20 protein-coding genes are annotated in these 23,260 nt (G+C 38.4%); 5 read left to right on the top strand and 15 right to left on the bottom strand.

Going from position 1 to position 23,260, the window contains the following annotated elements:
* Positions 1–92: 92 nt before the first annotated feature.
* The 9 genes from RBH95_RS02080 to RBH95_RS02040 form a co-directional block, all read right to left on the bottom strand.
* Positions 93–719, bottom strand: a complete 627-nt coding sequence (locus tag RBH95_RS02080; protein WP_307901082.1) for a hypothetical protein — start codon at positions 717–719, stop codon at positions 93–95.
* Between the two features lie 239 nt (positions 720–958).
* Positions 959–1,837 carry a hypothetical protein gene (locus RBH95_RS02075; RefSeq protein WP_307901081.1) on the bottom strand — a complete coding sequence of 293 codons (879 nt, stop codon included), beginning with the start codon at positions 1,835–1,837 and terminating at the stop codon, positions 959–961.
* A gap of 63 nt (positions 1,838–1,900) precedes the next feature.
* Positions 1,901–2,128, bottom strand: a complete 228-nt coding sequence (locus RBH95_RS02070; RefSeq protein ID WP_307901080.1) for a PLDc N-terminal domain-containing protein — start codon at positions 2,126–2,128, stop codon at positions 1,901–1,903.
* Between the two features lie 82 nt (positions 2,129–2,210).
* Positions 2,211–2,795, bottom strand: coding sequence for a hypothetical protein (locus RBH95_RS02065; protein ID WP_307901079.1), 585 nt, complete (start codon positions 2,793–2,795; stop codon positions 2,211–2,213).
* An 87-nt stretch (positions 2,796–2,882) separates the two neighbouring features.
* Positions 2,883–3,731: a hypothetical protein gene (locus RBH95_RS02060; protein WP_307901078.1), complete on the bottom strand. Its 849-nt coding sequence runs from the start codon at positions 3,729–3,731 to the stop codon at positions 2,883–2,885.
* Between the two features lie 152 nt (positions 3,732–3,883).
* Positions 3,884–4,747, bottom strand: coding sequence for a hypothetical protein (locus RBH95_RS02055; protein WP_307901077.1), 864 nt, complete (start codon positions 4,745–4,747; stop codon positions 3,884–3,886).
* 196 nt (positions 4,748–4,943) lie between these two features.
* Positions 4,944–5,516, bottom strand: a complete 573-nt coding sequence (locus RBH95_RS02050) for a hypothetical protein (RefSeq protein WP_307901076.1) — start codon at positions 5,514–5,516, stop codon at positions 4,944–4,946.
* Positions 5,513–6,154, bottom strand: coding sequence for a hypothetical protein (locus RBH95_RS02045; protein ID WP_307901075.1), 642 nt, complete (start codon positions 6,152–6,154; stop codon positions 5,513–5,515). The genes RBH95_RS02050 and RBH95_RS02045 overlap by 4 nt, the downstream gene beginning before the upstream one ends.
* Positions 6,155–6,266: 112 nt before the next feature.
* Positions 6,267–6,941 carry a hypothetical protein gene (locus tag RBH95_RS02040; RefSeq protein WP_307901074.1) on the bottom strand — a complete coding sequence of 225 codons (675 nt, stop codon included), beginning with the start codon at positions 6,939–6,941 and terminating at the stop codon, positions 6,267–6,269.
* 688 nt (positions 6,942–7,629) lie between these two features.
* Here RBH95_RS02040 and RBH95_RS02035 point away from each other — a divergent pair.
* A complete protein-coding gene (locus RBH95_RS02035) occupies positions 7,630–8,298 on the top strand; it encodes a DUF6266 family protein (RefSeq protein WP_307901073.1) in 669 nt (222 codons plus the stop codon).
* A 169-nt stretch (positions 8,299–8,467) separates the two neighbouring features.
* Here the strand turns inward: RBH95_RS02035 and RBH95_RS02030 are convergent, their stop codons facing one another.
* From RBH95_RS02030 to RBH95_RS02005, 6 genes are all read right to left on the bottom strand, one after another.
* A complete protein-coding gene (locus RBH95_RS02030; protein ID WP_307901072.1) occupies positions 8,468–8,680 on the bottom strand; it encodes a helix-turn-helix domain-containing protein in 213 nt (70 codons plus the stop codon).
* Positions 8,681–9,525: 845 nt separating this feature from the next.
* On the bottom strand, positions 9,526–9,852 hold the full coding sequence (locus RBH95_RS02025) for a multidrug efflux SMR transporter (RefSeq protein ID WP_307901071.1): 327 nt from the start codon (positions 9,850–9,852) through the stop codon (positions 9,526–9,528).
* 207 nt (positions 9,853–10,059) lie between these two features.
* Positions 10,060–10,854 (bottom strand): cation transporter, encoded by a 795-nt coding sequence (locus RBH95_RS02020; RefSeq protein WP_307901070.1) that lies wholly within the window; start codon positions 10,852–10,854, stop codon positions 10,060–10,062.
* A gap of 503 nt (positions 10,855–11,357) precedes the next feature.
* Positions 11,358–11,570, bottom strand: coding sequence for a hypothetical protein (locus RBH95_RS02015; protein WP_307901069.1), 213 nt, complete (start codon positions 11,568–11,570; stop codon positions 11,358–11,360).
* 424 nt (positions 11,571–11,994) lie between these two features.
* Positions 11,995–12,207: a hypothetical protein gene (locus RBH95_RS02010; protein ID WP_307901068.1), complete on the bottom strand. Its 213-nt coding sequence runs from the start codon at positions 12,205–12,207 to the stop codon at positions 11,995–11,997.
* 168 nt (positions 12,208–12,375) lie between these two features.
* Complete coding sequence (locus RBH95_RS02005) at positions 12,376–12,963, bottom strand: hypothetical protein (protein WP_307901067.1); 588 nt, start codon at positions 12,961–12,963, stop codon at positions 12,376–12,378.
* 556 nt (positions 12,964–13,519) lie between these two features.
* Here RBH95_RS02005 and RBH95_RS02000 point away from each other — a divergent pair.
* From RBH95_RS02000 to RBH95_RS01985, 4 genes are all read left to right on the top strand, one after another.
* Positions 13,520–15,541: a glycoside hydrolase family 97 protein gene (locus RBH95_RS02000; protein WP_307901066.1), complete on the top strand. Its 2,022-nt coding sequence runs from the start codon at positions 13,520–13,522 to the stop codon at positions 15,539–15,541.
* A gap of 100 nt (positions 15,542–15,641) precedes the next feature.
* Positions 15,642–18,470: a triple tyrosine motif-containing protein gene (locus tag RBH95_RS01995; protein WP_307901065.1), complete on the top strand. Its 2,829-nt coding sequence runs from the start codon at positions 15,642–15,644 to the stop codon at positions 18,468–18,470.
* Positions 18,471–18,706: 236 nt separating this feature from the next.
* On the top strand, positions 18,707–21,781 hold the full coding sequence (locus RBH95_RS01990; protein WP_307901064.1) for a TonB-dependent receptor: 3,075 nt from the start codon (positions 18,707–18,709) through the stop codon (positions 21,779–21,781).
* A gap of 3 nt (positions 21,782–21,784) precedes the next feature.
* On the top strand, positions 21,785–23,254 hold the full coding sequence (locus RBH95_RS01985; protein ID WP_307901063.1) for a RagB/SusD family nutrient uptake outer membrane protein: 1,470 nt from the start codon (positions 21,785–21,787) through the stop codon (positions 23,252–23,254).
* Positions 23,255–23,260 lie beyond the last annotated feature (6 nt).

Raw genomic sequence — 23,260 nt, 5'->3', positions numbered from 1 at the left:
CGAACCTAACACAAAAGATTTCAAGCACTTAACAAAACAAGCTCATTTTTAAACAACCTCACCTAGTTTGTTTTGAGGTTCCTTTCAATGCTTTATCTAAGCAATGCCAAAGCAAGTAGACTGTCTATGTAAACTTGTTGGGTACGCTCATACTCATTGGCTTGCCTGTTTCTTAACTTATAGATATATGGAATGGAATCGCCTTTATAAAAATATTTTCCACCCTCTTCATGAATACTCATCCAAGTATCAGGCGGTAAAATACGGATATCGTTTCTGGAAATAAGCGAAGGATTTAAATGTACAATATTGCCGCTTACAAGCCACTCTTTACCAAAAAGTCCCTTTTTGCTAAAATTGTCCAAAGAATTTTCATCGGTATCATACAGCACAAAAATATAATCCTCATCGGTTGCTATATGAATGTCGGCACTACTGCTAGAATAGCTGTACAATAGGTACCCTCCCCCAAGCAGCAGCAGTTCAGCCAACATGAGTAGAAAATAGTTCATTTGGTGTACAAGAAAACGGTCTACAACATACAAACAAAGGATGAACAGCGTTATGGGCACTACCACAATAGGATAGATAATAGCGGGACTCTCTAGGGTAAGCCCTTTATAAATGGCCAATATACTCAAGCCAATACTTAAAAGGGCTACCAAGGTGAGCAAGGTAACAGGATACAACAGCCGTTTAAGAGTGTTTAAAGCTGCCATAGTTAGGGTGCGGCGTTAAATGCCTTATTTAAAGATAACCAATATTAAGCAACTTTACTACGAAAACCTGCTATTGTTAAAGTGCTTTTATAAATAACAATAGGGCAAATTATTTTTTGATATCTCTGATTTTATAGTGATAGAATATCAAAATAAGCGCTTGACTGAAAACTATATTTATAACAATGAAAGGCAATCTGGATTCTACACTTGGAATATACAGTATAATTATTTTCCTTCTAAAGCATTGGTTCTACATACCATTCATAATTTGGATGGGTTTCAAAATCCCGTATCACCATAATGCCTTTTCGCATGGCTATATACATATCTGTATTGTTTACAAATGCACTAGAAGGATATAAAAGCCCCCAATAAAAGGGAGCCCTCAACACCTGTGTCGTGTTTATGGCCTTGTCTAATTTCAAAATGTATTGCCCAGTAATAACATAGAGTGAGTCCTTGTACTTAAACGTTACCCTAGGCGCTTCAATAAACTCACTTACATGCCTGTAGCACCACTTGTCATTATCATTAAAAATTTCAATGATAGCTCCTTTGTCATAAGCAAGGTGACTCATCCCTTCTGTGGCATATAACTTGCCGTTGAATTCAAATATGCTGTAAATGTTTCTGGACCTATAGCCATAAAGGGCTCCACTCTCTATTTGGTTTACAGCCCCTACTGGCCGATCTCCATTTTCACTACCTAAAGTTTTAATATTGTAACTGTAGCCTTTGTTTAAAGCTACAAACTTAAGGCCACCACCAAACTCTCCTCCATTACTACCAATAAGATACCCGTTGGACACTTTTTTTACATACTTATAGCCTCCCAAGCCCCCTATATCATTGATAACGAAAGGCAAACTATCTCCCTTTATTTTAAAACACGGATGGTTTTTAACAAGTACCGTATCGGGTGTAATTTCAAAATACCAGTGGTCTTTAGATTGGTTTGCCTCCAACAATCTATCCGATTGCCCTTTATGAAACGGCAACAAGTCCCCCAATGGAACAGAATCTCTCTTCCAAACGCTTAAATCCAGTTCTTGACCAAAGCCCAAAAAGGAACTCAAGCCAACATACATCATCAATACTAACTTTATTTGTTTCAAATCACACACATCTACGATACTTATAAAAAACTTACTGGATACTCTTAGGTCGTCAAACTTCCCTTACTGCCTTACATTGTTGTCTTTCACCTTTTGCTTTCTGCCAATGGCAACATAAAGGATGGCACCAACAACATTCAAAAACAAGAGCACCAATACCCACACCAGCTTGTCGTTGCCATGAAACTTACTCTTTAGTACATCTATCAAAGCCACTACGGTAATAACAAAGGTCAATAAGGTGACCACCAATAATACGGTTACCAAAAAAGGATTCATTGTAGTCATCATATATCTAAATTTAATTCATTCATCCACATAGTCCAAAGTAGATACCCAAACCCTTAGCAAAGCCATCCCACACAAACAGCCCTTATTTCATATCCTCTATAAAGTCAATGATAATTTCATTTACCTCACCTTTTTCTAAGGTCACTTCCTTAACATTAGGCCAATTCAATCTAGGGTACTTCTCTTTAAATGCGTCAAGATCTCTTTCCCACTGATTGCTTATAACCAATGCATTCCCTTTGTCATTAAAAAATGGGTAGAACGTAAAATCTCCAATATATTGCACAGCACCTTCCTCTACTGTAAACGGAATGGAAAACTCCTCCTTTAAATCATAACTTACGTAGCCATTAGAAAAACCAAAGTTGAAAAATTCATAATGCCCTGCCTGGAGTTCTTTTATAAAAAGGTACACCCTTTTATCTGCCATTTTGTAGTGCCTAGAACTTCTATGTATTAATATACTATTGCGTCTTCCTAACACGCCCTTTTGTCTTTCTTCGCTTTTAATACTTAGCCAAAAGCTATCAAATCTAGGTTTAGCACTAGCAATGGTTAAAGTTCCAATAATGTAACCATTACCTTTTGCAGCCTCCCTTACCATTATCTTTTCCCCTGCACAGTTAAACAGGAATGCAAAACACAATAGCCAAATAATATGTTTCATGCTTTCAGTAGGTTTAAATAATGGCTCTCAAACTAAGCCAAACAAAGTGAGCAACATACAATCTAAAATTAAATACCTTGTCGGCTCTTAATAATACGTAATAGAATACGGCAAACTGTCCTCCAAATTACCCTCATTTACTTGAATAGGATATCCCGAAGCATCATACGTATAGGTGCGGGTTTCCGTGTTACCCCCTACTTGGGTAACTGAAGTAATATTGTTTTGCAGAAACGGAAAGTTATAACCTCCAAAGCCACTTATAAAAATCCCCTCAAACTCCCAGAAGAATTCAACAAAACGCTCCAGATAAATAGATTCCAATTGCCCGTAAAACGGATTGATTTTATCGTCATACCCAATGGTAAACTCCATTAAAGGGTTGTTGGAAGTATCAAAAGACTGCGCCGAAACCATATTCCCATTGGCATCATAGCTAAAGTTGGTGTACTGGTAGCTTTCGGTGAGTGTCACCACACGTCCGTTGCTGTCCAATTCCAGCACAAGCAGCGCATTGGCATCGCCTTCTATAGTCCCCTCCATGGTTACGGTAGTCCCTTCATAGCTTAAGGTAACATCTTCGTTGTTGGAAACATAACCTACCAGTTGGCCATTGGCATTATAGGTAAAGTTTGCGGTATCACTATAAGAAGAAGCTCCTGTTTCTTGATGAGTCCATTGTGTGAGTCTATCTGCTGTATCATAGGTCAAGCCCTGAGAATAGCCATAACTGTTATAAATACCCGTAATGCCTGCAAGGAGGCCATCATCTTGATAGAGATAGTCTATTTTTTTGGTTTCCGAAATTTCTTCGGTTTTCACCAATTTAACCGTTGATGGATTAGGGTCTAGAGTGTTTGTACTATCCTCTGTTGTACAGGAAAAAAGGCCTAGGTTAAGCAAAATTAGGGCAAGAATACTTTTTGTTTGTTTCATAAATAATTGGTGTACTATTTTATTGCTTTATGTATGGATTGGTATATTTTTTAGGTTGTTTGTTACTGTTATTTCCCAAATAGGGCTATTGCTATGTTAGCTATTAACTAACGTCACGCATAAATGATTAGCAATTCCGTATGGCTACAGTATTACTCATTCACATCTCTAAGGAATTTAGGCCCTACCAAATCCAGAAACATCCCCGAGGTAACACGACCATACAAAAGTTCACTGGTTTCTGCATCAATAAGCAGGTAAAAATACAACGTCCTCAACCTAATCATTTTACCATAAACAACATTGGCCTCTTGGTTAAAAACAGCAGCATCTATCTCCTCTTCACTCTTTAATTCAAATGGATAACTATAAAGCTTTTTAATTTTTTCAGCCGAATTAACTTTAGATTTTAGGGCTTCGTCATTCAAATACCACGTTTTCTCTTTTACAATAGCTTTCTTTTTTTCGTTCACCACATCCAAGAAATCTTTAAAATTTAAATCCTTACTAATGTTCATTTCAAACACAAAGTCAATTTGGTTATTCAATAAACGGATGGCATAGCGTAACTCTGCAGGCGTTATATCCCACTTTTCTTTAGGCTCTACATACTTTAATTCTACAGTACCCAGCACATCCCTAGGGTACCTTTTCTTACCTTTCTTTTTGGCCTCTGTCAATTCCCTAAACATCGTAAGCTGTAATAGGGTATACTCCTGAGCACTGGTCCTAGATCTATTCTCATAATGATGTTCTAGGAAATTCACAAAATAAGCATGCTCCCCTACCGTGGCATCCAATTCAGAAGCATCGATTATTTTATAAGGATTAACTGTCCAATAATCTGCTAAAAACTCAATCATGTAAGTGTTTAGCGATTCGTCTTCACTTTTCACAAAATAGGTTGTCCCCTCTTTAAACGTTTTATAGTTATCAATATTGGTATTGACAATCTGGCCAAAGCCCGTTACGGAAACCGTTAATAAGGCAACAAAAAGCATTTTTTTTAAAATCATAGTATGGTTGGTTTTAAGTTAGTATTTCAATTTTGTGTTATATAGCCCGTAACAACCCAACAAACCTCCTCATACCTTGGCCTGCTCCGCTCTACAATCTGCGACATAATTATAATAGGGTTTGGGTGGATTCTGTCTTAACAAAACTAAGGCAGCAAACCATAAACCTCTAAATTTTCTTACTCCCTGTTACTCATTATTGAGACCCACTTAATATTTTTTCTTTTGTCATCCATGTGAGATTACCACACTCCGTTACGATTATTTCCGTTTCAACATCTGCAAAGGCCTCTACAAAATCTTTTCTAAATCTTATCCATTTTTCATCAACTTGTTCACACGCAGTCTGTGCAATATAAATGTGCTTTTCAGTAAGAATCCATATAGACTGCGTAATCTTAATGCCTTGGTCCTTATTTTTTGTAAGTTTTGCACAGTTATATGGAAAACAATTTAAGAGAGCATCAATTACTTGACCACACCTATCTTTTGTTGCAAAGTCAAATTGAGATATTTGAATTCTTGAATAAACAGTAAGGTTATAACTATTAGCGTTGGAATGAGGTTGCTTAGCCTTCAACCCTATTTCTATTTTTTGTTCATGTAGGTTGTATTTTTCAACCCAGTTATACCACTTCCCTCCTTTGAATGCCTTATCAACAGTATAATCAGGAAGCTTGGCTTCAGAAAAACCCAAAATTGTTTGCTCTTGATTCATCTGTAGAAAAGATGCAAGACCCAAAGTCAAAATAATTACAAAAAATTTCATTTTTTATTCAAATCCATGATTAATGCATCAATATTGCTCCTTAACTCATCTACATAAGTCATTTCTTTTTTAACGTATGCAACTAGGTCTTCGGAGATTTCGATTAACCTTCCTACAGGAGATTTCGGGTCAGGAGACCATATTTTACCCCCTTTCAAACCCTTATCAAAAACACTAAAATAATAGCTAACACCATCCTTACCTGTTCTTGGGTTCTTATAGTATTTTGTATTGTTAATCATTAAAGCATAGACTTCAAAAACCTTATCAGCAATTTCTTTTGGCAACTCTCTAGTGTATTCTATCATAGGAAACCTATCAACATCAACCTCTTCAAGCCTATGTATGATGATACCTCTTGTACGATAGGTCAATGTCCAAATTTCATCAGTATGATTATAGTTTAATTCAATTACTTCCTCAGGATCTCTTGAAGGGATTTTTAAGAATCGAACATGTGGTAAATCGTGCATTCCCTTTAAAAGATAATTGCATATTTGCAGCTCCCCCGCATTATAATCAACATAATCAAATATGCTTGTAGCCGGCACCAAATGCTCACCGCTTCTCTGTGCCATCAAAAAGTTGGTATAACCACTTATGAAAATTATAAGGACAATATTTAAAATACGTTTCATTAACCAATTATTTATATGGCTTTTTGACTACTTATGCCCACTATAAAACTCATCCCGCCCATAAATCACTATTTAATAAACAATAGCTTATTACGTTTGTTGATTATAACTTCTATTTACCGCTATTAAACCTTTTTTCAAACTCCTTTATTTCTTCAGTATAACTATCATTTAAAAGCTCAACTCTCTCGAATAAATTACAAAGTTTATATAATGAATCCTGTAATTTACATTGATAAAAAGTCTCCAATTTTAAAGTAAACATTGATTTTAGTTCGTCATTTAAATTTGACATTTTAATCCTTTCTTCAATCAATTTAAAAGAACGAATAACGAGTAAGATACTATCAGCTATATAATATGTACTGAATTTCCTTTCCTCCGCTGTATTATAATACTTAAAAATTGAATTAGCATATTTGGTCAGAGCTTCATGGCCATAAAGCTTTGTAGTAATATCCTTAGAGGTATTATTCATGTAAATTTGATTATATTCTACTTCTAACTGATTTAACAACATGAAAATTATATCACTTTCATTCTTTAGTTTTTGATCATTAATACTATCAATTTGTCGATTCAGAGTTAAATAAAGAAATATTACACTGATTATCCCTAATAAAGGAGCTGTTATACCTCCTATTGTATCTCCAATACTAGAAGTACTTGTTAAATTGAGCCTATCCCAAAACACTGGCTCTGTAAAAAGATAAACACAGACAAAGGATAACAGAAGAAGAACTATGGTTAAAAGAAAAATCTTTAGTAAAGGAAGCTTGTCTTTCATATTGTTGCTAAACTTTTAATAAAACCGTATGCATATTCAAATAATCACCGAAAGGGATCCTTCAACTCAATACATTTTCTCAAATATAACAGATTCCCCCTACAAAATACAGAAATCATAAGCTTTTTGTTAAAACCTTATAAAAGCACTACAAACGCTCTTTATAGGCAAAAGAAACTATATAATACCCCTGTAGTCCCCTCAAGGGGACACTAAAATATCCTGTAGCACTGCGTGCGGTATCTTCGGGCAAAACAGTGTTTTCCCCTCGATAACCTCAAGGGGACAGTACTCAAAGAACTCATTTAATTCCCCCTTCGAAGGGGGATAAAGGGGGATGTACCCATAGCTCCCAAACAACAGTCCTCTCCCACTACCGCAGTACGGCCCAGCAACCACCCAAACCCCACCATCGTCCCACCGTTGTTCGTGCCGGGGTACCTCCTGCCCAAATAGCCCCGAGCCATTCTCGAAGAAACCTCGAACCATCCTCGAACAAAACCCCCTAAATTTTGGATTGAGCGGTCATAAGGCATCATAAAGCGTCATAAGTAGTCATAAACAGTCATAAGCGGTCATAAGTAGTCACAAGACGTCATAAACCATCATAACCCGTCATAAACAGTCACGAACGGTCATAAGCCATCAGCTGTTTGTTTTACAAGCAATTAGCTTCTACATTGGCAGTATGTTAAACCAAATAAACAATAGTATTATGGCAAAATTCGACAAAGGCATCCTAGGAGGCTTTTCAGGAAAAGTGGGCAACGTAGTAGGTGTCCGCTGGAGAGGGCAGGACATTATGCGCAGTCTGCCGTCTCGGGGCAATTATGTACCCAGCAACGCACAATTGGAACAGCGCGAAAAGTTTGGACTGGTCATGAGGTTCCTCTCACCCATTCAAGGGTTTCTATCCAATTATTTTGGGAAGCGCCAGGGCGACAAAAGTCCGTTTAACCTGGCCGTGTCCTACCACCTAAGGGAAGCGGTAGAACTGGTGGGCGAGGCCTACCAAATGGATTACCTAAAGGTACTCATTAGCAAAGGCGACCTGCGCGGCATGGACAGCCCACAAGTACAGGCCTTGGCCAACCAAGAACTCACCCTTAGTTGGGAAGACAACAGCGGACAGGGCAATGCCAGCGGCACCGACCAGTGCCTGGTGGTCATCTATGCCCCAGATGCCCAGTTTTTCCAAACTTTTGAGCAGATAGCACAACGCCAAGATGCCGGGGTTACCCTTAACCTGCCGCCCTACTTTGCAGGTTTTGAAGTGTATATTTGGGCTAGTTTTGTTACGGACAACCAACAGGAAGCGGCCACCAGTAGTTACTTGGGCAACCTTACCATTTTATAGGCGACAGGTTACCTATGGACATGCCAAGTCCAGCAGCACAAAATTACTTGAGTTTTTGGCTGCTGGCTTAGGCTTTCATCACTATATCTCAGGGAAAAGATATTTCAAAGGGCTCTATGCCGCTGGCCCCTTTTTAAGGGCCAACACACTGTTTTGTAACAGGTATTTATTAATGAGGCTTTTTGGATAACATATTACCCGCCCCCAGTTTAATGTAAGGGATTCGCCCATCCTTACGGTAGCGGTACAGCGTACTGGAACTAATGTTCAACAAAGCCATCACGTCTTCAGAGGTAAGCCAATCTTCCTTTTGGGCCAGTTTCAGGTTAAATATCACCTGGCCTTGCCCCGGTATGGGTACCTTGTGTTTAGAGTTTTGCATAGCATTTATTTGAGTTGGTTACTATACCGTAAGATATTCATTTTCAACACATCATCTAAAAACAGGTTAGTTTATTATCAACAAATCATTGTTTATAAGTGAGTTAGGAGCGCATTTGTTTGAGTGGTATCTGCGATGTGGATGGTGTATAGGCAACATATTGAATAAAGCCATTTCATTACTTCTCGATACTATTGCTTTGCACTACTATGCAAACCAATCACTCGAAGTGACGAGCAAACAGATAAACAAAAGAAGAAATATACAACTAACATGAATAACGTCAGTTCGAGTGGACTGCTTGCAAACCAGGCTGTATCGAGAACAATTACAGGCAACACAAAACCTTCTCGATACTATTGTTCTGCATTACCATGCAAACCAATCACTCGAAGTGACGAACAGACTAATAAACAAAAAAGGACAAATACAACTAACATGAATAACGTCAGTTCGATTGGGCTGCTTGCAAAGCAAGCTGAATCGAGAACTATTGCACGTGATAAAAATACTTCTCGATACTATTGTTCTGCATTACCATGCATTCCAATCACTCGAAGTGACGAAAACCTTTATAAACAAAAGAAGAAAAAAACAGCAGACTCTAACCACGTCAGTTCGAGTGGACTACTTACAAAGCTGGTTGTATCGAGAACAATTACAGGAACAAAAAACCTTCTGGATACTATTGTTCTGCATTACCATGTATACCAATCACTCGAAGTGACGAACAGACCAATAAATAAAATTGGATAAACATAACAAACTTGAATTACGTCAGTTCGAGTGGCCTGCTTGTAAAGCAGGTTGTATCGAGAACACAAGAGCAGAACCTACTCACAACCTCAATGCGACACCATTTTCAACCCCACAATAGAAGCAATCAAGGTAGTAATGAAGAAGAGCCTCCAAAACGTTGCGGGCTCTTTAAACACCAAGATGCCCACCAATACGGTACCAACGGCCCCAATGCCCGTCCAAACGGCATAGGCAGTCCCAATGGGCAGTTGTTTGGTAACCTTAACCAAAAGCAACATACTAATGGCCAAACACACCAAAAAACCAATGTACCAATAGGTAACGTCCACGCCCTTGGCCTCCTTTGCCTTGCCCAAACAGGCCGCAAAGGCCACTTCAAAAAGTCCAGCGATAATTAATAGTACCCAATTCATTTGTAGTAGTCTTGCTATATAATGGTTCTCTATTGCTATGGCATAAGCCTTACAACCTAATGGCAATATACACGAAATCTTAAACAAAAATAGAGGTCTCATCTTGAAAACATGAGCTGTTCACCTAAATGACCATTAGTGATAGAACATAAAAAAGCATACCCTCCATCTCACTTCTCCATACTAACTCCTCAATACTCCCAAACCCTACTTGCCCAACTGCAAAATCCTAATGGCACCCTGCACCACCAAAACAAATACAATGCTCCCAATGATCAAATCAGGTTTATTGGAGTGCAACCAATGCACCAAAGCACCGGCTATTATCACACCTAGGTTAATGATAACGTCGTTGGACGTAAAAATCATGCTGGCTTTCATATGGGCCTCTTCCTTGCTTTTGGACTTCTGCAACAAGTACAAACAGTAGCCATTGGCCAATAATGCCAAAACAGACACCCATATCATGGTATTAAAATCAGGAAGCCTTTCGCTGCCAAAAAAACGGCGCAGCACTTCTGCAAAGCCGATAAGGGCCAACAGTATCTGAAAATAGCCCGCTAGTTTGGCAATGCGCTTTTTGCGCATCAAGGTACCGCCCACTGCAAACAAACTGATGCCATACACAAAGGCATCGGCCAACATATCAAGGCTATCGGCTACCAATCCCATCGATTTAGAAAGCAGACCCGTGGTCATTTCAACCACAAAAAAGGCAAAGTTAATGATCAAGACGGTCCATAGCAGTTTGCTCTGGTCTTTGTGTTCGGAGAATTCTGTTTGATTGGTGTGTTCACTGCTAATTTGCTTCCCTCCTAAATTGAGTTCTACAATAGCCTGTTCTATTTGCGCGAGGTGGCCTTCGTGAAATACGGTCAAGGCCCTATTGGGAATATCAAAATCCAGTTGCTGGATTCCTGGCATGCCCTGAAGCTTCATACGGATCAAGTTCTCCTCTGAAGGGCAGTCCATTTTACTAATCTCGAAGATGGTTTTTTCCATGCGCAGCTAAGTTATAGGCCATGAGCCCAAACAAATATACAAAGGCTTGTCCGGATTCTTTGGAAAGAGAATAGCGTACCAACATAAGCAAGGTTAGACACCTATATTATGTCAATTTGTAAGTTTATCTACCTAATAAAAATGAAAGGATAGGAGATTTAAAGAGGCTTTTTAGCCTTGGTAGTATCTGTTTCAAAAGATAGTGCATTACCAATAATTGCACAAAGCATAGCAATCATACTCATATAAATTGGTTTATTATTGCTCCACTCCAAATTGCTGTAGTCCAGATAAAACATCTGATATATTAATGCAATCGAGGCTATAAAAATGATGACTATTCTATATATTTTCATTGTAAAGTATCCTGAAACCTTAAACTTTTATCGTCATATTGTAATACTATGATGACTGTTCAGTAGCCACTAAACTAAGAAAAATCTTATTAATTTAAGCAAGGAATCTCAACCAATTACTTAACAACAAAGCAGAATACCTTGCAGCTAATTATGTTCTGTGGCCCTAACATATAAAAGGCGCATGAGTTGACGGTACATTAAAAGTGTACCTATGGTAGTAAACACAAGGGTTAATACATTGAGAAAGAAGGAGGATGGCATAACCTCAGCAACATTGGTTCTAATCTGTAGGCTGAAGCCAACACCCAACACAAAGGATATAAGGCCTAAGGCTACTTTTAAATTTCTGGTATGCATATAGTTCTAGTTAATGGATTACTAACTTTAGTTATTGTTTAATTAATATGGGTTTATAATTGCGGATGGCGGGATAAGCCGTCCAACAAACAAGATACTTGGTCAGGAAATTGTTTGTAATTATGTTGACATATCGGGAAATTCCCCCTTTATATCTGATAGCGTGACCAATATAAAAAAACAAGTTGAATTAACAGCATAAAGTTTCCCCATTATTTCAACATAAAGCACTGTAACGCAAATTTTTAACACTTCATCGAAACAATCGATTACAAATTGACCGTATCCTCTTAAATTATATATTAAAAAGACTACAAGTTGTAAATTGCTAAAAATTCACGGTATAGGCATATACAGCTAGCCTACATCAATTCAATTAGTTAGCACTAAAAAGAAAATATTAAGAGTCGTTATGCGCAATACCTTAGGAAGTTTTGGACGGCGTATTAAAGATCATGCGCTGTAGATAATGATAAATAACTAACATCCCTACAAAGTGGAATGCTCCACCAACACCATACTTTATCATATCAGACGTTAAGAGCTCTGCCATATAGGTCATCCACAACATCGTAATGCCTCCGCTAATCAGCAAAGCAAAAAAGCCTATGAGAATTTTTAAAAACAGTTGCTTCATGGTTGGCAGTTGTTAGGTAAAGAGTGCTGTTATTGCAACATCTCAGCAGATGTTAGTAACAAATATAACTAATAATAGTAAATTGAAAAAGCCCGTTATCTTGCGGGTAATTGTAAAATAAAAAAGCACTCGTTTATGGCGAGTGCTTTAGATATTATGAAGTTAGAATTAGTTTACTTGGTAGTTTATCAACTCTAGATTAAACCAGCCCATACCATCTTCCTTAATATTTCCAAAATCATCGTTCCAACAGACAAATGTTTCATTAAATGCAGAAGTAGTAGTATGTTTAAAAACATTACAAGAAAAAGTACCTGCAGGCACAGTAATTAAAGAGTCTACAGCCACCACTTCATGAGTAACCGTATGGCCATCGCCTCTAGTATAGGTCCAAACATCCCCTACACTCACATTTTTCTTATAGATTTCGGCTAGGGTACCACTACCATTGCCCACCTCATTTATCAAATAATCTCCATCTTGCATCCATAAATCAGTCCCAGTTTCCAATTGCCCAGTTGATAGGTTAGGAACCACTCGCTCTACCTCATAGCCCGCTCCATTACATTGGCCTACAGTCATACTTGCCTCTCCATTTTCAAAACCAAAAACGGTCATCTGATAGGTCCAGCTATTACCCTCTTGTAAAAAAGGAATATCAGTTTCACAATTAGATGTTGCGGAAGAATCTCCATCATCTGTAGAACAGTTAAAGAATAAAGAAATCGCTAATAAAAGTGCAAATTTTGTTTTCATAAAAGTTGGTTTAATGTTAAAAAAAGCCCTAAATATACAAGAATATTCCTACTTAAATTATGTATTTTACACTTCAGAACCGCTAACATATGACAACCAACTCCTTAGCATCCCTATTTAAATTTGATATAATTTAGAAGCGCTTACCGGACACAACCCCATTTCATATGTAAACTTCTCAACAATCATTACCGAATACTTTGCTGTAAATCCTTTTAAAATAGCCGAACCAAAAAAGAGTCACAACAAAGTAACCCTAGATGCCTTATTGTCTAATTGACAATAAACACTGCCCTGTATTATTTTTAAATGATTTAAAAGGGCTTTATTGGCGAAAGGCCTTTTAAAAACGGTAAACCATAGAGTTAAATAACTATAGACTTTAATGAATTAGTAGTGTTTAACTATGAAAAACAAGACTTTGAAATCTCAAATTAAGGTATCTTTAAGTTCCATTTTCTTAAAGATTTTCACTACTTTGTTCACTCATTAGTATTACACTACCAAAACCTTTTTGCCATAACAAAATCTGGTTTCAAAAAGCAAGTTTCCTCATATGAAAAATTACCTCTATACATTTGGATTCATCCTCTGCAGCTGCGCGATCATTGTGTCCTGCACCAAAGAGCAACCAACCTACAAGCTTAGCTCTCCTGACCAAGCAACCATTTTGGAGTTTAGCCTCACCGAATCAGGAGCCCCTCAATACAAGGTAACTCATAACGGAACCTCGGTTTTGGAGCCTTCCTTATTGGGATTTGAATTTGAAGACCAGAAAGACATGACCGATGGCTTTGAAGTCATAGGCAGTGAAGAACATAGCACCGACACCTCTTGGGAGCAGCCTTGGGGTGAATTTAAAACCATAAGAGACCATCACAACGAATTGGTGGTACACCTTAAAGAAACTGAAGGCGAGCAACGTTTGATGGATTTAAAATTCCGTTTGTTTGATGATGGGCTTGGGTTTAGATATGCCTTTCCAAAGCAAAAGCATATGGACAGTGTAAAAATCTCCAACGAATTAACCCAGTTCACCTTCCCACAAAACCATGATGTATGGTGGATTCCTGTTCATGCAGAAAACAGCTACTACGAAAGTCTGTACAAAAAAAGCCCGATGAACACTACCGGCTCCATCAATACGCCAGCAACATTTGAAACTAAGGACGGACTATATTTGGCACTTCACGAAGCCAACCTAACTGACTTTGCCTCGATGACCTTATTGAAATCCAAAGACAATCAATATGAAAGTGATTTGGTGCCTTGGGCCAATGGTGTAAAAGTCTATGCACAAACTCCTTTTGAGACCCCTTGGAGAACCTTAATTATTGGCGAGCAACCAGGTGATTTGGTAACATCAACCCTTATGCTCAACCTAAACGAACCGTCTAAAATTGAGGATTTGTCTTGGATCAAACCTTCCAAATACATCGGAATTTGGTGGGGAATGCATCTGGAAAAATACTCTTGGGGACAAGGAGACAAACACGGTGCCACTACCGAAAACACCAAAAGATATATCGACTTTGCCGCGAAGCACGGTTTGGATGGCGTTTTAGTGGAAGGCTGGAATGTAGGCTGGGATGGCGATTGGACCGCCGATGGAAGAGCGTTTAGCTTCACACAGCCTTACCCTGACTTTGATATTGAAGCCATAAGTGAATATGCTGCCATGAATAATGTACGTTTGATTGGGCACCACGAGACCGCAGGAGCTTCCAAACACTATGAAGACCAACTGGAAGATGCCTTCAAACTTTACAACAGGATTGGCGTGAATGCTGTAAAAACAGGTTATGTAAACAAATATTTAGACAAGAAGGAATGGCACGATGGCCAATATGGCGTGCGTCACTACAGAAAAGTAATTGAAACCGCAACCAAATACCATATCATGATCGACAACCATGAACCTGTCAAAGGAACGGGGTTACAACGCACCTACCCTAACTTAATGACCCAAGAAGGCGGTAGAGGACAAGAATACAACGCATGGTCTGCCGATGGCGGCAACCCTCCTGAGCACACTACCATTTTACCATTTACAAGAATGTTATCTGGGCCCATGGACTTTACTCCAGGAAACTTCGACTTCAGCTACGAAACTCCCAACAAAGCCATGGTCCCTACTACCCTTGCAAAACAATTGGCTTTGTATGTTACTATGTTCAGTCCGTTGCAAATGGCATCAGACTTACCGGAAAATTACGAAGGCAAACCAGCGTTTCAATTTATAAAGGATGTTCCTGAAATTTGGTCGGAAACTGTGGTTCCAAATGCCGAAATTGGCAAGTACGTCACTATGGCTCGCAAGGATTGGGATGGCCCAGATTGGTATCTAGGCGCCATTACCAATGCGGATGCTCGCCAACTACAGATTCCCTTAACCTTTTTAGATGAAAACACTTCTTATACAGCTCAAATTTATGAGGACGGTGAAGGCGCCAATTACAAAAGTAATCCCTACCCAATTAACATAACTACTAAAACAGTGAACCGAAACACCACTTTAGAATTGCACTTGGCTGCTGGCGGAGGAACCGCCATTAGGTTCACCCCAGTAACCGAGTAGTTCATTTGTTTGAATGTTAATTTGAAAGCCATATCACCATCAAAAGGATATGGCTTTTTTTATGGATTCCCTAAAAATCAACATTATTTAATTTGTATTATTGTATATTAACATCAAGGAATTGCCAATTGTGAAATTATATCTCATCCCTCTTTTTGCGCTATGCTGTATATTGAATTTGGTGGGCCAAGAACTGCCTCCCATTGAAATTTATACTCCTACTCAATACGGCGCAGAAAACCAAAATTGGGGCATTTCACAAACTTCCAACAAAACCATTTATGTAGCCAACAATAAAGGCCTTTTAGAGTTTGATGGAGCCAAATGGCGTTTATACGCTTCTCCCAACGAAACAGTGATTCGCTCAGTCAAAGTCATTAACGATCTGATTTACACAGGCTGTTATATGGAGTTTGGGTATTGGAAAAAAAATTCATTGGGAGCTTTGGAGTACACCTCCCTCTCTAAAGACCTTACCTCTCCTTTAATTGAAGACGAACAATTTTGGAAAATTCTAGCCATAGACAATTGGATTCTCTTCCAGTCCCTCAATAGAATCTATGTTTATGATACCAAAACCTCAGAATTCAATGTCATTGAATCCAAGGTAGCCGTAACCAAAATGTACAAGGTGGACAACAGTATTTATTACCAAGACATTGGTTTAGGTATTTGCAAGATTGAAAATGGCATACCCAAAGTAGTTTCGGGAGATTCCGTAATGACCAAAAATATCGTCGTTAATGTTTATCTGCATAACAACATGCTTTTAGCAGAAACCCAAGACAATGGTTTTTATGTCATAGAAAAAGGGACAACCAAACAATGGGATATCCCGGCTAAAGATTTACTCTCCAAAGTAAGTGTTTATAGCAGCATTCAATTACAGGATGGTAGTTTTGCATTAGGCACCATTTCCAAAGGAATCATCCATCTAACCAAAGAAGGGGACGTCAACTACATCATTAATCAGCAAAATGGCTTAAGCAATAATACCGTGCTATCCTTGTTTGAAGATATGGAGCAAAATATCTGGTTAGGATTGGACAATGGTATCAACTGTGTTAACATAACCTCTCCCTTCAGAATTTTCAGAGATGAAAACGGCACCTTGGGAACTGTTTATGCTTCGGCCATTTTTAAGGATCTGTTATATCTTGGCACCAACCAAGGACTGTTTGTAAAACCTTTAAATTCTCCAGAGGAATTCACTTTTGTGGAAGGTACCAAAGGCCAAGTTTGGTGTTTGGTCATATATGACAATACGCTTTTTTGTGGACATAATATTGGGACTTTCATTGTTGACAACTATAAAGCCTCGCTAAAAATTCCTATTGATGGGACCTGGGACCTTAAACCAGTCCCTAACCAGAAAAACTTATTGTTCCAAGGAAACTATAACGGTATCAATGTACTCGAAAAAATAAATGGTGACTGGACCTTTAGAAATAAGATTGAAGGCTTCAATAATTCCACAAAGTTTTTTGAAATTTTTGGCACTACTGAGCTTTTTGTGGATCACGAATATAAGGGGGTTTATAAAATTACTACAAACAATGCCTATACCAAAGCACTCAAAGTTGAGAAAGCCCCTATTGAACAAGGTATCAATTCTAGTCTTGTAAAATACAATGGACAAATTCTTTATGCCTATAAAAAAGGAGTGTATAGTTATGATACAGAACATAAAACTTTTGTGAAGGACTCCATCTTAAATCAAATCTACGACGAGGAATCCTATACATCAGGAAAGTTGATTTCAGAAAAGCTAACCAACACCCTTTGGGGGTTCTCAAAAGAAGACATTAGCTTCCTCTCCGAAAGGAATTTCAGCGGCCATCCCAAACTCACTAAAATTGCCTTCCCAAACACGTTAAGAAAAGGGATGACGGGCTATGAAAACATCAGCTACCTCAACCAAAATAAATTTCTGTTCGGTTCTTCAACCGGCTATACCATTTTAGATCTTGACAAAATTTCAAAAAAACAATACCAAATTTCCCTAAATACGGTCAGTAACCAAACCTTAGACTCAGATATCTTTTTTGCCGACAAAACACAAACGGGAGATTTTAAAAACAACCAGAATAACCTTGCATTTACCTTTAGTATCCCTGAATTTGATAAATACCTGAAGCCCGAATATCAGTATCAATTAGAAGGTTTTTACAATCATTGGAGTTCTTGGAGCGAATCATCTTCTGAACTCTTTAAAAACCTACCGTACGGCTCATACACTTTTAAAGTTAGAGGAAAAGTAGGAGACGTGATAACCAATAACGTAGCCAGTTACAGTTTTACCATTGAAAGACCATGGTATTTATCAAATTTAGCCTGGGGAATATACGCTTTATGCCTAATCTTCTTATCCTTACTTCTCCATAATGTTTACAAAAATTACTATAAAAAACAACAACGTAAACTCCTTAAGGAGGCCGAACATGAGCTTGAGCTGAAAGAGCTTGAAAATGAACAGCAGCTCATGCAGTTTCAAAATGAAAAGTTACAACAGGATATTGAAAACAAAAATCGGGAATTGGCCATTTCAACCATGAACCTTATCAAGAAAAATGAATTCCTGAATGGCATTAAAAACGAACTTAAAAATAGCAAAGAAGATAAGAGCATTAAATCGGTAATACGAATAATCGACAAAAATCTAAACAATAAAGAAGATTGGAAATTCTTCGAAGAAGCCTTTAACAATGCCGACAAAGACTTTTTAAACAAGATTAAAGATAAACATCCTACCCTTACTCCAAACGATTTAAAACTTTGTGCTTATTTAAGGCTCAATCTTTCTTCTAAAGAGATAGCTCCTTTGTTAAATATTTCTGCAAAAAGTGTAGAAGTAAAACGTTACAGACTTAGAAAAAAAATGGATTTGCCGCACGAAGCCAGCTTAACAAATTACATTTTGGAAATTTAGAACCCATACAAATCTAAATTTCACCTATACATTACCACTACAAACATTGTATTACAGCCTTAAGAAAACGTTTTCGTAAAAAAATAGCGCGTCTCAAAAGTCTTTAAACACGAGGCCTTCATTGCGATATTATCAAAAAACAGCTATTTATATTGAATTGTATGTTTTTTGTTGTGGTATATTTTAATGATTTCACATCACATTGTAATAAGTTTATCCTACAAAAAGCTAATTCTATGATTTCAAAACTTATTTCAACGACACTTTTCCTTTTAGTGTCAGCATTAACATTCTCCCAAAATGTTAATGTTACTGGAACGGTATCTGATACAGACGCCCTACCGTTACCAGGTGTTAATATCATTATTAAGGATACAAGTAAAGGAGTTACCACAGATTTTGATGGTAATTTCCAATTAGAAAATGTCCCGATCAATTCCATCTTGGTTTTCTCCTATGTGGGATACCAAACACAGGAAATTCTCATTACAGAAAGCACAAGTCTGAATGTCATACTTCAAGTGGATACCGAAACTCTGGATGAAGTAGTGGTAGTAGGATACGGAACCCAAAAACTAAGTAAGGTATCGGGTTCTGTAGCAACAGTAAAAGAGGAAGCGGTAGAACAACTGAAGCCTGTACGGGTTGAAGAAGCCCTTCAATCTAATGCTGCTGGGGTCAATATTATCTCAAGTGGTTCCCCTGGTGCAGGTCCTGCAATCGCTATTAGAGGAGTTGTTTCCAACAGCGGAAGTAGCCCTTTGGTGGTTATTGATGGTATTCAGCAAACTTTGGCCGACCTAAACTCTCTAAACCCTTCCGATGTTGCCTCTATAAGCGTCCTTAAAGATGCTGCCTTAGCGGCCATTTATGGTGTTAAAGGAGGAAATGGAGTTATTGTAGTAACCACAAAATCGGGTTCCAAATATGGGAAAACTACGTTTAACTTCGACACGTATTATGGGGTTCAAGAAGTCACTAAAACCATCGACGTCCTTAATGCCAGTGAATATGCCGCTATTCTTAATGAAGCCAGTGCCAATGCTGGTGAAGGTGTAATATTTCCAAATATTTCTCAATTTGGAGTAGGCACAGACTGGCAGGACGAAGTACTTCGCACCGCTCCCATCGAAACTTATAATATTTCTGCCGCTGGAGGTGGAGAAAAAGTTGATTACTACGCTTCTGCGGGGTACTTAAGCCAAGAAGGTGTTGTAGGCGGTGGAGAAAAATCATTCTTTGACAGGCTAACTCTTGCCAATAGATTGAATGCCGACCTTACAGATAAATTCAAATTACTTCTAAACACCAATTACACCAACATTAAAGGTAAAGGGTTGGCCGAAAATAGCGTGAACAGCGTATTGGCCAACGCATTAAATTTTGACCCTACAGTTCCAGTTTATGATGACAATGGCGACTACAGCATCAGTAATAACATTACTCAGGAAATTGTAAATCCACTTGCTCAAATTGCCAATACTTTCAATGAAAGTAACACCAATAAGCTCTTTGGAAAAGTTGAATTGCAATACGACTTGTTAGACAATTTAAAAGTAACCTCCCGCTTTGGTTACACCTATGTAGATATTTACAACAAAAACTTTTCACCCTTTGTATTCTATGGTGTTGGCCATAATGCCACCAATGCGAATCCAGATTTATCACCAATTGTAACGGTTGATGATGAAACGGGTGAAGAAACGAGAACCCACAACAGAGTAAGTGAGTCCAAAACCAATTACTTTAATTACACCTACGAGCTATTTGCGAACTACAATTTCATAATCAATGAAAACCACAATTTTGAAACCGTATTAGGTATGTCAATGCAACGGGACAAAGGCGAAAATATTACGGCCAATGCTCAAGACATTCCTTTCAATTCGTGGACCTATGCCGATGTTAGTTCAGCAACCGGTGATGCCGAGTCGCAAACCTCTAGTTCTTGGCAATATGTAAAACGAAACCTATCCTACTTCGGACGTGTAAATTATGACTATAAAGGCAAATACTTATTGTCCTTTACAGGACGTGTTGATGGGTCGACTGTATTTGGTAAGAACAATAAATTCGGGTTTTTCCCTTCAGGATCTCTTGGTTGGGTAATTTCAAACGAAGACTTCTACAGCTCCAATACTTTTGATTACATCAAAATTAGAGGAAGTTATGGTACCGTAGGAAATGACAACATCCCTAACCAATTCTCTAGAATTTCTACATTTCCTAAATATGTTTTTGATGGCAATATCTTAACAGGGTCTACTTTAGGAACCATTCCTAATGAAGATGTATCTTGGGAAAAGCAAATACAAATCAATGCTGGTTTTGATTTAAGAGTATTCAACAATTCGCTGTCTCTTACTGCAGATTATTATCAAAAAACTACAGATGATTTGCTATTCGACCCAACACCCTCTCTATATCTAGGGTCTATTACCCCTCCTCCTGCAAACATAGGTAAATCCAAAACCAATGGTGTTGATGTTTCCCTGGGGTATAACAATAGTTTTTCAGAAACCTTCTCATTTAGCACTAGTGTAAACTTTACAACCGTAAGCACCAATGTAGAAGAAGTTGCAAATGACAGTAAGTTTATATGGGGCTCTGGTTATGGAATTCCCTTCACAAATATCACGCGCTTTGAAGAAGGCTTCACTCCGTGGTATTTCTATGGCTACCAAACAGACGGCATTTTCCAAAACCAATCTGAAATTGATGCACATGCAACGCAAACTGGAGCACAACCTGGAGACATCCGTTATGCAGATGTAAATGGTGATGGCATCATTAACGATAGCGACCGTACAAAAATTGGAGACCCTTTTCCTGACTTTACCATTGGATGGAACTTATCCTTCAATTATAAAAACATAGATTTCAATGTGTCCACATTTGCTTCGGTAGGAAATGATATTTATCGTGCCTACGAAAGAAATTCAAACTATACCAACCGTTTTGCATCTGTTTTAAACCGTTGGACGGGAGAAGGCTCCAGTAATACAGAACCAAGGGTAACCTTTGTAGACAACAATAACAATACACGTGCTTCGGATAGATATATTGAAGATGGAAGCTATTTCAGAGTTAAAAATATCCAATTAGGTTACACCCTTCCACAATCTGTTTATGACAAAACTGGGTTGAGCAGTGTACGTCTTTATGCACAGGTTAAAAATGCCTTTACGTTTACCGATTATTCAGGCTACGACCCAGAAATATCTGCTGGATCATTTTCTGATACGGGAATTGACAGAGGAACCTATCCAATCCCAAGAATTTGGGCCATGGGTTTAAATGTTAAATTTTAAAAAATGAAAACTATGAAATATCTAAATAAAATTTTCCTGGTAGGTACCGCACTTCTTACGGTTAATGCCTGCTCAAATTATGTCGATTTTGAACCATCCGAAACCCATGAAATCGTAGCCGATGTCTATTTTCAGTCCAAAGGAGACTATGAAGCCATTCTTACAGGCTGCTATGACCCTCTTCAATGGCTGTATCTCAACACTTTGATTGGGGACATAGCCACAGAAAACTCGCTTTGCGGTGGTGAAAGTGCTACCGATGTGGTAGGGTTACAACAGATTGATGACTACACACATAACCCCAATAATGATAATTTAACCTCTATTTGGCAATGGTGTTACGAAGGGGTAAACCGCGTAAATTATCTAGAAGAAAACAAGGCAAAATTAGATTTTGAAGGCAAAGACGCCATTTACGGCCAAGCCTATTTTTTAAGAGCATACTATTACTTTGAGTTAGTTAAGTTTTTTGGAGACGTTCCTTTATTTACAGAGCGCAGACTTGATGGCACAGATTCAGGAACGCTTCAAAGAACACCTAAAGAAGAGGTGTATGCGCAAATAGAAAATGATTTATTGGAAGCTGTAAACAGTATTCCAACTACTCAAACCCAAGATGGGCGCATCACCAAATATGCTGCGCAAGCACTTTTGGGGAAAGTATACCTGTTCCAGGATAAATTTCCAGAAGCTGCCGCAATGCTACAAAATGTCATTGGCGTTTACAGTTTGGTCCCCGATTATGAAAGTCAATTTTTAAGATCGGGAGAAAATGGACCTGAATCCGTATTTGAAATTCAATACTCCAACGAATCGGAATGGTACGATTGGGGATGTCCAACCTGTGGCGAAGGGAACTTCGGTATCATCCACAATGGCCCAAGAGCTTACTCAGGACCTCAATTTGCCTCGGGATGGAGTTTCAATATTCCTACCGAAACCCTTTACAATTCGTTTGAAGAGGGAGACACACGCCGAGATGCCTCCATCCTAAACATAGTAGCATATGCTGAAGAAACGGGTGCTTCCTATGCAGAAGGTTACGAACATACCGGATACTTCAATAGAAAGTACATTCCCAGAGCCGGTGAAAGTGGTGCCCAGACGGAATTGAATTACCTCACCAATTACAGAGCGATCCGTTATGCCGACGTATTGTTAATGGCGGCAGAAGCCAACGCCAGAGGTAACATTGATGAGGATTTAGCCAGACAATACTTAAATGAAGTCCGTGAACGTGCCTTTGGAAATTCAGACCATAATATTTCAAGTTCAGGAACTGCTTTGGTACAAGCTATTTGGGCAGAGCGTAATTTGGAACTCTCCATGGAAGGCCATCACTTTTTTGATTTGGTAAGAACGGGGCAGGCAGCTACCGAAATAGAAGGCTTTGTTTCTGGCAAACATGACGTATTTCCTGTACCGCAACGTGAAATTGATATTTCAGGACTAACCCAAAACCCACAATACTAAAATTGA

Origin of the sequence: Mangrovimonas sp. YM274, assembly GCF_030908385.1 — a bacterium.
Taxonomy (GTDB): domain Bacteria; phylum Bacteroidota; class Bacteroidia; order Flavobacteriales; family Flavobacteriaceae; genus Mangrovimonas_A.
This window is presented reverse-complemented; position numbering and strand designations above follow the sequence as displayed.

What these genes read in the sequence shown, in the direction of transcription:
- RBH95_RS02065 (WP_307901079.1), bottom strand. Translation starts at nt 2,795, where the DNA reads ATGAAACATATTATTTGGCTATTGTGTTTTGCATTCCTGTTTAACTGT.
- RBH95_RS02070 (WP_307901080.1), bottom strand. Translation starts at nt 2,128, where the DNA reads ATGATGACTACAATGAATCCTTTTTTGGTAACCGTATTATTGGTGGTC.
- RBH95_RS02050 (WP_307901076.1), bottom strand. Translation starts at nt 5,516, where the DNA reads ATGAAATTTTTTGTAATTATTTTGACTTTGGGTCTTGCATCTTTTCTA.
- RBH95_RS02055 (WP_307901077.1), bottom strand. Translation starts at nt 4,747, where the DNA reads ATGATTTTAAAAAAAATGCTTTTTGTTGCCTTATTAACGGTTTCCGTA.
- RBH95_RS01990 (WP_307901064.1), top strand. Translation starts at nt 18,707, where the DNA reads ATGATTTCAAAACTTATTTCAACGACACTTTTCCTTTTAGTGTCAGCA.
- RBH95_RS02015 (WP_307901069.1), bottom strand. Translation starts at nt 11,570, where the DNA reads ATGCATACCAGAAATTTAAAAGTAGCCTTAGGCCTTATATCCTTTGTG.
- RBH95_RS02080 (WP_307901082.1), bottom strand. Translation starts at nt 719, where the DNA reads ATGGCAGCTTTAAACACTCTTAAACGGCTGTTGTATCCTGTTACCTTG.
- RBH95_RS01985 (WP_307901063.1), top strand. Translation starts at nt 21,785, where the DNA reads ATGAAAACTATGAAATATCTAAATAAAATTTTCCTGGTAGGTACCGCA.
- RBH95_RS02020 (WP_307901070.1), bottom strand. Translation starts at nt 10,854, where the DNA reads ATGGAAAAAACCATCTTCGAGATTAGTAAAATGGACTGCCCTTCAGAG.
- RBH95_RS02060 (WP_307901078.1), bottom strand. Translation starts at nt 3,731, where the DNA reads ATGAAACAAACAAAAAGTATTCTTGCCCTAATTTTGCTTAACCTAGGC.
- RBH95_RS02040 (WP_307901074.1), bottom strand. Translation starts at nt 6,941, where the DNA reads ATGAAAGACAAGCTTCCTTTACTAAAGATTTTTCTTTTAACCATAGTT.
- RBH95_RS02005 (WP_307901067.1), bottom strand. Translation starts at nt 12,963, where the DNA reads ATGAAAACAAAATTTGCACTTTTATTAGCGATTTCTTTATTCTTTAAC.
- RBH95_RS02035 (WP_307901073.1), top strand. Translation starts at nt 7,630, where the DNA reads ATGTTAAACCAAATAAACAATAGTATTATGGCAAAATTCGACAAAGGC.
- RBH95_RS02030 (WP_307901072.1), bottom strand. Translation starts at nt 8,680, where the DNA reads ATGCAAAACTCTAAACACAAGGTACCCATACCGGGGCAAGGCCAGGTG.
- RBH95_RS02010 (WP_307901068.1), bottom strand. Translation starts at nt 12,207, where the DNA reads ATGAAGCAACTGTTTTTAAAAATTCTCATAGGCTTTTTTGCTTTGCTG.
- RBH95_RS02000 (WP_307901066.1), top strand. Translation starts at nt 13,520, where the DNA reads ATGAAAAATTACCTCTATACATTTGGATTCATCCTCTGCAGCTGCGCG.
- RBH95_RS02045 (WP_307901075.1), bottom strand. Translation starts at nt 6,154, where the DNA reads ATGAAACGTATTTTAAATATTGTCCTTATAATTTTCATAAGTGGTTAT.
- RBH95_RS02025 (WP_307901071.1), bottom strand. Translation starts at nt 9,852, where the DNA reads ATGAATTGGGTACTATTAATTATCGCTGGACTTTTTGAAGTGGCCTTT.